The organism is Gammaproteobacteria bacterium, from assembly GCA_014075255.1.
Classification (GTDB): Bacteria; Pseudomonadota; Gammaproteobacteria; order UBA4575; family UBA4575; genus JABDMD01.
On record CP046178.1, the window covers coordinates 2,618,327 to 2,631,284 of the forward strand.

15 protein-coding genes are annotated in these 12,958 nt (G+C 39.8%); 10 read left to right on the top strand and 5 right to left on the bottom strand.

All coding sequences use genetic code 11. The annotated features are described in order from the left end of the window. Position 1 precedes the first annotated feature (1 nt). The 6 genes from bamB (at position 2) to GKR92_13425 (ending at position 6,085) form a co-directional block, all read left to right on the top strand. Positions 2-1,201, top strand: coding sequence for an outer membrane protein assembly factor BamB (gene bamB, locus GKR92_13400; GenBank protein ID QMU62641.1), 1,200 nt, complete (start codon positions 2-4; stop codon positions 1,199-1,201). Positions 1,202-1,263: 62 nt separating this feature from the next. Next, the gene (gene der, locus GKR92_13405; GenBank protein QMU62642.1) at positions 1,264-2,673 is read left to right on the top strand and encodes a ribosome biogenesis GTPase Der; all 1,410 of its coding nucleotides are present in this window, start codon (positions 1,264-1,266) and stop codon (positions 2,671-2,673) included. Between the two features lie 38 nt (positions 2,674-2,711). Next, positions 2,712-3,089: a hypothetical protein gene (locus GKR92_13410; GenBank protein ID QMU62643.1), complete on the top strand. Its 378-nt coding sequence runs from the start codon at positions 2,712-2,714 to the stop codon at positions 3,087-3,089. 99 nt (positions 3,090-3,188) lie between these two features. Further along, on the top strand, positions 3,189-4,520 hold the full coding sequence (locus GKR92_13415) for a molybdopterin-dependent oxidoreductase (GenBank protein QMU62644.1): 1,332 nt from the start codon (positions 3,189-3,191) through the stop codon (positions 4,518-4,520). Next, positions 4,517-4,909 (top strand): hypothetical protein, encoded by a 393-nt coding sequence (locus GKR92_13420; GenBank protein ID QMU62645.1) that lies wholly within the window; start codon positions 4,517-4,519, stop codon positions 4,907-4,909. The genes GKR92_13415 and GKR92_13420 overlap by 4 nt, the downstream gene beginning before the upstream one ends. A gap of 39 nt (positions 4,910-4,948) precedes the next feature. Continuing rightward, entirely contained in the window at positions 4,949-6,085 is a 1,137-nt protein-coding gene (locus GKR92_13425) for a sterol desaturase family protein (GenBank protein QMU62646.1), read from the top strand. 11 nt (positions 6,086-6,096) lie between these two features. Here the strand turns inward: GKR92_13425 and GKR92_13430 are convergent, their stop codons facing one another. Both GKR92_13430 and GKR92_13435 read right to left on the bottom strand, forming a co-directional pair. Further along, entirely contained in the window at positions 6,097-6,804 is a 708-nt protein-coding gene (locus GKR92_13430) for a hypothetical protein (protein ID QMU62647.1), read from the bottom strand. Positions 6,805-6,978: 174 nt separating this feature from the next. Beyond that, positions 6,979-7,392 (bottom strand): hypothetical protein, encoded by a 414-nt coding sequence (locus GKR92_13435; protein QMU62648.1) that lies wholly within the window; start codon positions 7,390-7,392, stop codon positions 6,979-6,981. Between the two features lie 641 nt (positions 7,393-8,033). Between GKR92_13435 and GKR92_13440 the strand changes: the two genes are divergently transcribed. The 3 genes from GKR92_13440 to GKR92_13450 are packed head-to-tail and all read left to right on the top strand — an operon-like array spanning position 8,034 to position 9,441. Further along, positions 8,034-8,405, top strand: coding sequence for a DUF2384 domain-containing protein (locus GKR92_13440; GenBank protein ID QMU62649.1), 372 nt, complete (start codon positions 8,034-8,036; stop codon positions 8,403-8,405). Positions 8,406-8,413: 8 nt separating this feature from the next. After that, the gene (locus GKR92_13445) at positions 8,414-9,157 is read left to right on the top strand and encodes an RES domain-containing protein (GenBank protein QMU62650.1); all 744 of its coding nucleotides are present in this window, start codon (positions 8,414-8,416) and stop codon (positions 9,155-9,157) included. A gap of 23 nt (positions 9,158-9,180) precedes the next feature. After that, complete coding sequence (locus GKR92_13450; protein ID QMU62651.1) at positions 9,181-9,441, top strand: hypothetical protein; 261 nt, start codon at positions 9,181-9,183, stop codon at positions 9,439-9,441. A gap of 104 nt (positions 9,442-9,545) precedes the next feature. On the opposite strand, the gene GKR92_13455 is transcribed toward GKR92_13450, so the two are convergent. The 3 genes from GKR92_13455 to GKR92_13465 form a co-directional block, all read right to left on the bottom strand. After that, positions 9,546-9,980: a hypothetical protein gene (locus GKR92_13455; GenBank protein ID QMU62652.1), complete on the bottom strand. Its 435-nt coding sequence runs from the start codon at positions 9,978-9,980 to the stop codon at positions 9,546-9,548. Between the two features lie 73 nt (positions 9,981-10,053). Next, positions 10,054-11,049, bottom strand: coding sequence for a hypothetical protein (locus tag GKR92_13460; GenBank protein ID QMU62653.1), 996 nt, complete (start codon positions 11,047-11,049; stop codon positions 10,054-10,056). Between the two features lie 2 nt (positions 11,050-11,051). Then, a complete protein-coding gene (locus GKR92_13465) occupies positions 11,052-11,615 on the bottom strand; it encodes a sigma-70 family RNA polymerase sigma factor (protein ID QMU62654.1) in 564 nt (187 codons plus the stop codon). Between the two features lie 154 nt (positions 11,616-11,769). On the opposite strand from GKR92_13465, the gene GKR92_13470 reads away from it, so the two are divergent. Continuing rightward, positions 11,770-12,954 carry an aminotransferase class I/II-fold pyridoxal phosphate-dependent enzyme gene (locus tag GKR92_13470; GenBank protein QMU62655.1) on the top strand — a complete coding sequence of 395 codons (1,185 nt, stop codon included), beginning with the start codon at positions 11,770-11,772 and terminating at the stop codon, positions 12,952-12,954. The last annotated feature ends 4 nt before the right edge of the window (positions 12,955-12,958 follow it).

Consider the following 12,958-nt stretch of genomic DNA (forward strand, 5'->3'; position numbering starts at 1 on the left):
CTTGGCAATTTCAATCGCGATGCGTAATTGCATCAATCTACTTTTAATAATTGTGATCGCAAGCAGTTTGCAACTTGCGGGTTGCAGCGTATTAAGCAAACCAAAAGAATGGTTTGAAAAAGAAGAAAATCCGAGAGAGCCAGCAAAGCTTGCAAAAATCGAAGCTGAAAAAATTAGTGTGCAACAGGTTTGGCGTAATTCGGTTGGTAATTTAGAAGAGTCTTACAATAAAATACGTCCTTATATTACCGATAATCGTGTGTACCTTAGTGATGCTGAAGGTCGTGTAGAGGCCTGGCAGCGTGAAGATGGTAAGCACTTATGGTCTGTAAATCTTAAAGAAGATATTTCTGGCGGGGTAAATGGTGGCGAAGGAATTGTCGCCATTGGAACGGAAAACGGCGAGGTCGTTGCTTTGGATGCAGATGATGGCAGTGAAAGTTGGCGCACCAAAGTACCGAGTGAAGCAATGTCATTGTCAGAAGCAAGATATGGAGTCATTGCAGTAAGAACGAATGATAATTCTGTGCATGCTTTGGATGTAAGATCTGGCAATATAAGTTGGAGTGCAGGCAAAAGTCGTCCGGCATTAACATTGCGAGGCGCGAGTCAGCCCAAAGTGGTGGGTGATTTAGTGCTAGTGGGTTTCGATGATGGAAAGTTAATGGCCATAAATTTGCGCGATGGCGAACCCGTGTGGGAAGTGCCGGTTTCAATACCAAAAGGACGCTCTGAATTAGAACGTATGTCCGATGTGGATGGTGAATTTGCTTATCTTGATGGTATCGTATTTGCAGCGAGTTTTAATGGCCGAGTAGTCGCTATTGATTTAGACACAGGTAAAACACAATGGACAAAAGATCTCTCATCATATGCAGGTCTGAGTGTAGATCGTGAGCGAGTCTATGTAACCGATGCTGATGATAGCGTTTGGGGCTTAGATATTTCTACAGGCGCAACCTTGTGGCGACAAGATAAATTTTTGTATAGGGAGCTTACTGCTCCACAAGTAATGGGTAACTACATTGTGGTCGGCGATTACGATGGTTACCTGCATTGGCTTTCTAAAGAGGATGGAAAAATTATCGGCCGTGACAATGTCGCGGGAGATAAAATAGAAGTAGCCCCTATCATTATAAATAACCGTGCCTATGTGCTGGCAAATAATGGTTCACTTTCAGTATTGCAATACCGAAAGTAATTCCCCAAGTTTTTTACTAGTTTCTTTTATTCAAATATTTAGTAACCAACGAGTGTATAGATATGAAGCCTGTCATAGCGCTGGTTGGTCGACCTAATGTTGGTAAATCAACCTTATTTAACTATCTAACTAAATCTAATAATGCTTTGGTTGCAGACCAGCCTGGTCTCACGCGTGATCGTATTTATGGCTTAAGCAAGCGTTTCGATAATCGCTATATTGTCATTGATACAGGTGGTATTGCACCACGGGATGAATCACAGGATCAAGACGATATTAATCATGCCATTAGCACACAAGCATGGCATGCCATTGAAGAAGCTGATTTGGTGTGTTTTTTGGTCGATGGTAGAGAAGGCTTGGTTTCTCAAGATCAAGAAGTTTTCAAAAAGTTAAGATCTACAAATAAAAAAGTATTTGTTTTAGTTAACAAAGTAGATTCTGGTGTGGCCAATATGCTTTCCAGTGATTTTTATTCACTAGGCGCAGAACATGTATATGAAACTTCTGCTAGATCAGGGAAAGGTGTACGTGCTTTATTTGCAATAATAGATGAACAATTCCCTGATCGAGAAGAAGAGCCAGAGGAAGACGGTCCTTCAGATGTAATAAAAGTAGCGCTAGTCGGCAGACCCAATGTGGGTAAGTCAACCTTAGCGAATGCTTTGATAGGTGAAGAGCGTTTTGTAACATCTGATGTTCCTGGTACAACACGTGACAGTATCTCCGCTAACATAGAAAAGTTTGGCACCAAGTTTGAGCTTATTGATACAGCTGGTGTACGTCGTCGTAGCAAAGTAAATGATATGGTTGAAAAATTCAGCGTGGTGAAAACCATTCAAGCCATTGAGGATGCCCACGTAGTGATATTAATGCTCGATGGCACCAAAGAATTTGCAGTACAAGATGCGCACTTGGCAGGCATGGTGCTGCAAAGCGGTCGTGCAGTGGTGGTGGCAATCAATAAAACCGATGTCAGTTCTTTTGAAGATCGTAAAGAGATGCAAAAAGGCTTTGACCTAAAGTTACGTTTCTTAGAGTTTGCAGAGAGACAATTTATATCCGCTAAACATAAAGAAGGTATTACAAAACTGATGCGTGCCGCTGCACGAGCGTATAAATCAGCTAATGTGAACGTAAACACCTCTGATTTAAATAGAATGTTAGAAGGTGCTTTAGAAAGTTTTCAGCCACCACTGGTAAGAGGGCGTAGGATAAAACTCAAATATGCTGCACAAGTAAGCAGTTGCCCACCCACCTTTGCTATTCATGGTAATCAAATAGAAAGAATTCCAGCAACCTATAAACGTTATTTGGAAAACTACTTTCGTAAGTCATTGAAACTAGTTGGAACCCCTATTCAACTTCTCTTTAAACAACCAGATAATCCTTATGCAGGTAGGCATAATAAATTAACGCCTCGCCAAGAGCACAGCCGCAAACGCATGATGAAGAAAGTTAAAAAACGATAGAAAGTTTAAATAAAATATAGCTTGTTCCTTTAAAAAATATGACTGAGCACCTAGAAACTGTCATGGTAAAGTTATTAGCACCATTAATAATGCTACTGGCAATAGCAGTTATTTATTTTATCTTTAATAGACAGCAGTCTCTATGGAGCCGAGTACTTGCATCGTCACATTCATTGATCGCAATAGTCGGCATCCTTTACGCGATTATTGCAAGTAGCTACACGAGTCCATCTTCTTTTGCGCCGCATACCGCTATTTTTTCTAATATATTAGTGATTGCGTGTATATTTGGATTTGTTGCAGTATTGTATTTTGAAGGTAACAAGAGCATACATCTATTGTTGCTCCCATTTTTGTTATGCATGGCATACATATGGCATGTTGGTGGAAAGGTGATCACCCATAATTGGGTGTGATTTTGGTGAATTGCCTAAGAGTGTGGATTGGTAAGTTACGTATGTTTATTTAAAAACTATTTGCTAGAATGCATTTCTAGATCTTCCTTTGGATAATGCATGGTTTTAAAAAAAGGCACTCTCTCTGCTCGCGGACTTCATGAGCTATATGCAGAAGATGCAGGCAAAGCCGATAAGCTTTTATGGGGCAGAGAAGCGAATCCGCTTACGCGACGTGGGTTTTTAACCAAAAGTAGTTTGCTTGCCATGAGCGCTGCAGTAGGTGCGGCCATTCCTTTCGCGCATTTAATACCAAGTGGGCTGATTCCAGCTGCATTTGCTGAAGAAGAAACACCTTTTAAAATTGAAGGCAAAGACGGCTTGATTGTATTAAATGATCGGCCCGTTAATGCCGAAACGCCTGCACATTTGCTGGATGATGAGATCACGCCAGCGAAACATATGTTTGTTCGCAACAATGGTATTCCACCTGTTAAAGAAAAAATTGATCCAGCAGCATGGAAATTAGAAATTGCAGGTGAAGCGTGTGAAACACCTGCTTCGTTTACCATAAGTGAACTAAAAGAAAAATTTAAAACTTATACCTATCAATTACAACTTGAATGCGGTGGTAATGGGCGTAGTGAATTTGTGCCTTCTGCAAGTGGTAACCAGTGGACTACGGGTGCAGTCGCCTGTCCAACCTTTACTGGTGTGCGGGTACGTGACGTATTGGAGTCTTGTGGAATTAAAGATAACGCAGTGTATATCGGGTATTACGGAGCCGATACTCATTTAAGTGGTGACCTTGATAAACAGCCGATCTCACGTGGTGTGCCGATTCAAAAAGCCGTTCAAGATGAATCACTCATTGCTTGGGCGATGAATGATGAAGATATTCCATACCTTAATGGTTATCCGTTACGTTTGGTTTGTTCTGGATGGCCCGGTTCAGTATCAGGAAAGTGGTTAACTAGAATTGTTGTACGTGACCAAGTACATGATGGCAAGAAAATGGAAGCACCTTCGTATCGTGTGCCTAAAGTTCCAGTGGCCCCAGGTACGGAAGTGCCGAAAGAAGATATGCAGATTATCGAATCCATGCCGGTTAAATCACTGGTTACTTTTCCAAAATCAGGCATTAGTCATAAACTAGCTAAACCGTTAGCGGTGCGTGGTCATGCTTGGGCAGGGGATTTTCAAGTAGCTAAAGTTGAAGTGTCGAACGACTTTGGCGCTACCTGGAAAATGGTGATGCTTCAAGCTCCAGTAAATAAGTTTGCGTGGCAGCATTGGCGAACAGAAATAACGTTTCCTGAAATCGGTTATTACGAGGTTTGGGCAAAAGCGATTGATCGCGAAGGGCGTTCACAACCGATGGTGGTGCCAGGCTGGAACCCTAAAGGTTATTTAAACAATGCATGTCATCGCATTGCAGTTCAAGTGGTATGAAACTTTTCACTTTTGTTTCGTTACTGATAATTACTTTTGCGCTAAGCATTACTGTACAGGCAGAACAGGTGGATGAATCTACTGGTTTAATCAAAACAGATGGATGGGAAACCGTACGTAATAATTGTATTGCGTGTCATTCAACAAAATTAATTACTCAAAATCACGGTGCTCGAAACCGCTGGTTGGCAATGATTGAATGGATGCAAGCTACTCAAGGTTTGCAGCAATTTGATGCTGATACACAAGAGATAATATTGTCTTATCTGAGTGTACATTACGGCCCTAAAGAAGATGCGAGGCGATCATCATTAGATCCTCTTTTGATGCCGAGTAATCCATATAAAAAAACTTTGCAGCCACAAAATATTACGCCTGAGTTGAAATAATAATCCTATATATTATATGTGCGGAGATTGGAGCTAAGTATGGATTCTGACAAGCAGCACGAATATAAACCACGCAATGTGGAAGATATGAGTGAGCAAATATTTGTTTTTGCTGAAGGGAAAATTAGTGGCTACCTTTCATGTCTTTTAGGTGTGTTGAGTTTTCTTGCCGTGCTTTGCTATCAGTTTCCTAGTTATTTAACCACTACGGATTTACGCGCAGCGTATGATTCTGTATTTTTGCAGAATGTCTTAATGGTTTGCATGTGGGCAGCGCTAATATTTTCTCTCATCACATTTATTTTAGCGAAGCGTAGAAAATTGGGCGCCATTGGTGCAGTGTTTACCTTGGCAGCTTTTGCATTAGGCGGTTACGAGGTTGAAACCGGTGCTGTAGAACCCAACCAGCTTTCACTGGGTTTGGATTGGTTGATTTTAACCTTATTAATGTCGGTTGGAATTTTTACTTTTCTTGAAAAGATTTTTCCTAAATATAAAGAGCAGGCCATCTTAAGGCCTGAATGGACATTAGACTTATTTTATTTTGTATTTAATCACTTGTTGATTGCAGTATTATTGTTAGTCGCTAATTATTTTGTAGTCAATGTATTTGGTTGGGCGGCCAATGCAAATGTGCAGTCGACGATTCAAAGCCTACCTACAGCAGTTCAAGTACTGATTTTAGTGATTGGTGCGGATTTTGTGTTGTATTGGTCACATAGAATCTTCCATGAAACGCCTGCATTATGGAAAATTCATGCCGTGCATCATTCGGTAGAGCATATGGATTGGTTGGCGGGTTCTCGCAACCATATTGTGCAAACCATTGTAGATCGGTCTATCGCTATGGTGCCGTTGTATTTAGTTGGTCCTGATAAAGCGGCGTTAGATATTTATGTAACTTTTGCAGCACTTCAAGCGATCACTGTGCATGCTAATTTAGGCATACCATTTGGTCCGTTGAAGTATCTCATTACCACCCCGCAGTATCATCATTGGCATCACAGTACCGATCGCCCTGCGATCGATACTAACTATGCGGTGCATACCCCTTTATTTGATAAGTTGTTTGGAACCTATCATATGCCAGTGGAGCATTGGCCTGCGGAATATGGAACGACTAAGCGATTACCACGTAGTTTTTTAGGCCAACTTGTTTATCCGTTTAAACGTTAACTTTCATTTCTTTATTTAAGACCAAATTGCGGCAGAATAATTTGTAGATATAAATCTGCAATTTTTTGATGACCATCATTGTTTGGGTGAAAGCCATCTTTTTTGCTGACTAGCATGTCTCCCGGTGCAGCTTTAAAGAAATCTACAATTGGAACTTTGTATTTATTCGCTTGACGAGTAATGACTTGATTGAATGCAGTAACGCGTTCTGCAGTAACACGTCTGTGTGGCTTTTCACGAAAACGTTTTATTTGTGTTAGGTCTGGCAGATTCATAATTACAATAAAAGCGTTACTTTTGCTGCGAAGACGGCTTAGGATGTATTCTAGATCTTCTTCAAAATCACCTTCGTCATCCCCTGCAATGAGATCATTTGCGCCGGTCCAGATGGTAACTAAATCTATTTCTTTGTCACGTTTAAGTGCTGCTTTTGCGGTTTTTTTGATTGCGGGGATGTCGGCTGTCGGTATGCCTAAATTTAACAGGTCAACTTTTCTGCCTCGATCTTCAAATCCATCTTTTATTCTATAGACATAGCCTCTTGTGATTGGGTTTGCTCCAATCCCAAATGCATCGCTCGCGCCTAATGCGACATAGTTAACCGTGGGAAGATTATTTGCAGGGCTTTCTTTAATGTCGTTATCATCTGATGAACTTGCGCATCCTATAACGAATAAAATTATAAGAAGTGAAGTAAATAAAAGTTTAAGTTGTTTCATGATTAACCCACCATTAATAAATTTGCCAAAATTCTATAAGGTAATTATATAGAAATTAGACCCTTTAATGGCTTTGGGTTCACTTCATAGGCGAGAAATATCTTGAGCTAAGATATTTAGGAAATATTTGGTGTTTTTGCTGGGTTGTTTAACGTGTTGTGTTTGATGGAATGCTTATTCAGTTTGTGTTTTAGACATCATGGATTTTGCATTATGCATACGTTTGTAGAGTGGTGCGCACTCAGGAAGTACTGTATCTGTGAATTCCTGTCTGGTCATTTTGTGTTCAGATGCGTATTTTTTAACAAGCTTAATATACATATCGCATATGGCTATTTCGTTTTGATAGTTCTTTTCTTTTCTAGATAGAACGGCTACTTGTTCAAAATATTTTGGCGCTGGCATGATTCCCGTGTCTACTGATTTTTGTATCTCATCTCTGCAACAGTTCACGACAGTATTAATGTCTGCTGTATCGTCTAGCAAACTCTGTGTATCAGTAGGAATGTCTTTTAAAGGAATTACTTTTCTAATGATTGTATTTAACTTATTCGATGCCATCATGTGTTCCTTGTATGATGTAACCATATTCTTATAAATAAGCCCAATCGTGCTTCAAGTCCCGATAAACGGATAATTAAATTGTATGAAGTTCTACTTGTGTCAATGAATTGAAACGGCAGTTGTACTACTTCTTGAGAGAGCGTTATCTTTATGAATTATCGTATCTAACTAAGATTTTGAGATTAAACAATTATAATTGAGTGAGTTAAGGGTGAGTTAGTTGAGTTTATTTACCAAGCGGTAAGCTCCAATTAGGATTCCAAACCCCATGTACATCCCTAGCAAAGAAATGAACAGTAACAAGCCCATTTGAAAGGGGATCATCCCAGTTTTGACCGAGTAATATATTGCTGCCACTAGTGAAACAAATAGAATCATTACAGCGAGCGGGAGTAGTATTTTTTTATTCTTGTTCAATTTAGATGTCAGCTGTCATTTGCGGTTGTGGGATACGTTGGCTTCATTTTACAGATCTCAGTAATACTTATTCAGTTACATTATTTCAATGATCGTTTGGACTATTTTGAAGAAATTTAAGATTTGATGTTCTAGCTGTTATTTATATTCTAACAAAAACAATGAGTTAAAAATTTTCAAAAACCCTAATATGTTGTATATTTAACTATTATGTATATAATGATACATATACATCATAGGAGAATATCATGAGTGCACAGGTACAAAGGCTACCTTCTGAAAATGAAGTGCTGGGTAAAGCCTTGTTGAATAGCAAAGAGCATTTAGGCTTAACCAATACTGAGCTTGGTGAAATTATGGGTAAAGATCGTACTTACTTTACGCGTTTACGTAATCACAGTGTGCTTGAGCCTAATAGCAAAGAAGGTGAATTAGCGTTACATGTTATTCGCATTTACCGGTCTTTATATGCGCTTGAGGGCGGTGATGTTGAGGCAATGGAAGAGTGGTTGAATACTCCTAATAAACATTTGCACGGCATACCCAAAGAGTTGCTTAAAAATATTCAAGGTTTGGTTAATGTAGTTGAATACCTCGATGCGATGCGTGGAAAAGTATAACGACTCGCATGTCACTAACGATTCAACAAGAGAATATTAAACCACTTAGTGAAGTAGTATTTCGTGTAGCAGAGTCTCAGCAAAAGGTAGCGACTAATACACTGGTTGATACTTTGCAGGAGCAACGAATATTGGAAGAATTGCTTGATCGAGTAAAACCTCCTATTCCATACGATTGCCAGCAATACGATTATCTTGTCTACACTCCATTTCGATATCCGCCGTTAAAACATGGGTCTCGTTTTGGTAAAAAAATGCATCCGAGTATTTTTTATGGTTCTAAGAAGCTTGACACTGCATTTGCGGAGCTCGCATATTATCGGTTTGTATACTATGACGGTATGATGGCGTTACCTAAAAAGAAGCAGAAAGTCACACAACATGCTTCTTTTAGTGTTGAGCTGGAAACTCAAAAAGGTGTTGCATTAAATGAGTCGCCATTCAATAAATTAAAACATAAAATAAGTAATCCCAATAGTTATGGTGATTCGCAAAAGATAGGCGAAGAAATGCGAGTAAAAGAGGTTGAGGCATTTACCTATTTCTCTGCTCGTGCTGACGAGGAAGTTAATGTTGGTATATTCAGTTGTAAGGTTATAGCCAGCTATATGCCTAACGCATTACAGCATTGGAGCTGCATAACTAGAGATAGGAGTGTAACGATACGCAGTCTTGATGATAGATGGAGTAGTATAAGCTTTGAGCTTGATCAATTTCTAGTGGATGGAGTATTGCCAGCTCCAGCTGTGTAAATAATAGGAAAAGGTAAGGTTATATGAATAAACTAATTATATTATCGATTGTTTTATTTAGTCTGTTTGCAACTCTGCATGCAGAAGATAACTATTGTTATCAAAAGCCTGATAAATGCGCTGCTGGAGATATTCTTATTCTTGCACTTTCGGAAGATGTGGCTAAATACTGTGATTTCGATAAACAGATTACAGCACTTCGAAGACATACAACTTCTAGTTCCTTTAATAACCAGGAAGTAGTATGTGTAAAAATTGAAACACCTAGAAAAAAATTAAAATAAAAACTAAAATTTGAATGGTATTAATGAGTAAATATTTTTAATAATCTCTAATTTAATAAAAGTCTAAAATTAGTTTGGTCTTTTAATTTTTGATGTTTTTATTGTTACTTCCAGCCTACAGGCTCATAACCTTTGTCTATTAAACAACGCTCTACGATTTCTTTGTAAGCAGTGCTAGGCCCATTATTACGGCGCATGCCTGAAAAAAAGCGCCCCATTCCTCGACTGATGGCTCCTACTGCAGCAGCAGTTCCTGCATTGCCTGTTACCGCACCTGTGGCAGCTCCAGTAGCGGCTCCTTCTGTAGCGCTACCAGCAGTTTCTTTAGCCACTTCACCCGCACCACTTGAGGATGCGCCGCTGTTTTTAGCAAGTTTTGTACATTCATTGATATCTTTGCGAACTTGTTCATTGCCAACTTTTTTAGCTTGTTCGTTAGGGTAAAGAATAGGTTGTGAAGAGGCGCATGCACCTAGTAAAGCCGTAATGCAGATGACAAGTACTGGTAATTTAAATACGTTTATTAATGAAATGTTCATAGCGCTTATTGTGGGCCTAGATTGGATGAATGTAAGACAAGCTTTATAAACAATAGTTACAAATAACTTATCTTTAAGGAATTTTGGCGTCTAGATCTTCTACATTTACGTTGGGATGCATTTGTTTAAACTTAACTAGCTGGCGAGAAGCTTCAGCATAGTCTTTTCGTGCAACCAGTCTTTCGATCATGAGAAGCCAATCTTCAACAGGGATGGGGGCAAATTCATTTTCATTTTGTTTTTCATCAATACCTAGCTCGGCATCCGCAGCCATGCCTGAGCTTGTGTGGGTATCTTCACGGCTCGGCATCGATTTTTCACCCATGGATCTTTGTTGTATTACTTCATTTGGTGCGGCTTCAGAGCTACTGCCTAATGTGCCATTACTTGGTTCATGCATCTGCTTTCCCGCAGCTTGTGGCTTAGTAAGTTTGGGCGCATAACCTTCGGTAGATTTTGGTTTTGGGGTTATCGAGGGCTCGTTATTAATTGTGCTTTGAGTTTGGGTGCGTTCACGATAGGTTTCTAGTTTTTGTTCTGCTTTTTTGTTTGAGATGCGTTCAGTTTGAATTGTATCAATTGGTTGGGATTCTTTTCGCACAGGCTTATCTGTGATTCGTGCATCAGCATCTTGTGAATCCATGTCAGATTCATTCGCGTCTTTTTTGAATGAAGATATATCATCAGCCAATGATTCTTCAGCTTCATAAAGTTGCTCAGGTGCGGGTTGGCTTTTGAGCGCTCTATCTTTTGATTTTGTTGATTTTTGCTCAGTTGGAATTGTGATCTCTGGAATAGGGGGTAATTCTAAATGCTGCGAGTTTTGATCCAACTGCACAAGCAATGCGAATACCACTACAACGCTTGCAGCCATAGATAATGGTACTTTCCAACCACCACCAAAATGACTGCCCACATGACTAGGGCTAGATGAAGACTTATCGGCATTCGCTGCATAATGAATTATTTCGTGATTGAGCTTAGCGGGCGGTGTGTCTTTGGCACCTTCTTTATAAAGTTGCGCAAGTACCTCATCATCTTTTAGGTCGTCTTGTGAATGTGTAGTCATCTTTAGTTCAATATGGCAGCTTTAAGTTTGTTCTTTGCATAACGCAAACGGCTTTTCGCCGTTTCTGTTTTAACTTTAGTAATTTCGGCAATTTCTTGCACACTCATTTCTTGTTCAAAATGTAATATTGCAACCTCTTTTTGATCGGCTGGTAATTCTTCCAAGGCTTGCATTAATAAATTAGCTTTTTGTTTCAAAGTAAACTCATCTTCTGGCAAGGCTAATGGTGTTGGGCTATTCATAAATTCTTCAGTTATTTCTGCATCTTCAAATTCAATGGTTTGTGAAGGTTTTGCTTTACGATAAAAGTCTACTAATGTGTTATGCGCAATGGTAAATAAATAGGTCTTAAATTTCGCCTTGGGCGTATAACGTGCAGTGCTATTAATCAATTTAATCCACACCTCCTGGTATAGTTCTTCAGACTGTTGACGATCGCTGCAATGCTTAAGAAAATATCGATACAACACATCCTTATACTTGCGGTATAAGGTCTCAAAGGCTGCTTGCTCACCTTGCTGGTACTCCAGCATGAGACTTTCGTCGCTAATCTCCGTTTGCTCCATAGTTGGCAGCGTAGCTACGCACCACTATCAACGCAATAGCATATGCTTACCTATATAAACGAAATAGATGCTTAAAAGGGTTGATAAATATATACCGTTGGTCTTATGACCCTAAACAGATAACTCTCGGCAGATAACCTTGATAGGATTCAGTATGGCTAAAAATAAGGTATGTGGCCCTAAGGTTTCTGGGCGTTTGCAGAATGTGAACGCGTTTCATGTTATGAGCTTGATGGCTGAAGCCAAACAGCTTGCTGCACAAGGTCATCAGGTAATCCATATGGAAATGGGTGAGCCTGATTTTTCTACTCCTCAACCGATAATTGAGGCTGGAGTTGCAGCATTACGATCCGGTATCACGCACTACACGCCTACATTAGGGTTACCTGCTTTGCGTGAGGCGATTGCTAACTTTTATATAACAGAATACCGAGTAACGGTTGATCCAGAACAGATAGTGATTACACCGGGTTCAGCTACCGCGTTGCAATTAGTTTTAAATCTGATGGTATCGGATGGAGATGCAGTAGTAATTCCAGATCCAGCTTATCCAAGCACTCATAATCTAGTGCGTTTATTAGGCGGCACAGTGTTGCAGGTTGCCGTGAATGAGGATTCATTTTGGCAGCTGACGGTGGAGTTGCTTGAAGAGCATTGGAATGACGCTATAAATGCAGTGTTGTTAGCAAGCCCTTCAAACCCTACCGGGACAATTCTTGAAGACGTTCAATTACAAAAAATCGCAGACTTTTGTGAATCAAAAGGTGTGTTTTTACTGGTAGATGAAATTTATCACGGTTTAGTTTATGGACAAGCCCCAAAAACTGCGGTGGATTTGAATGACAACACTTTTGTCATCAATAGTTTCTCCAAATTTTATGGTATGACAGGATGGCGAGTGGGCTGGATTGTTTCACCTAAAGCGTATTTGCAAGATTTAAATAAACTTGCGCAACATACATTTTTAGCAGCCCCTACACCCGGGCAGTATGGCGCATTAGCTGCATTTGATGATGATACGAAAAAAATTCTTGTCGAAAGGCGCGATGAATTTAAAGCGCGGCGCGATTACTTGTATGAAGCATTAACAGATCTGGGATTTAAGATGCGCGTAAAGCCGCAGGGCGCATTTTATATCTATGCCGATTGCTCTGAATTTTGTGAAGATAGTTATGAGTTTGCTTGTAATATTTTGCGCGATAAACACGTGGCTTTTACGCCAGGGATAGATTTTGGTTTGGAGGGCGCTAAACAACATGTGCGTTTTGCATACACTACAAATATAGAGAATTTAAAAATTGGCGTGGCGCGTTTAGCTGAGTTAAAGAGTAAGGCTTAAATAA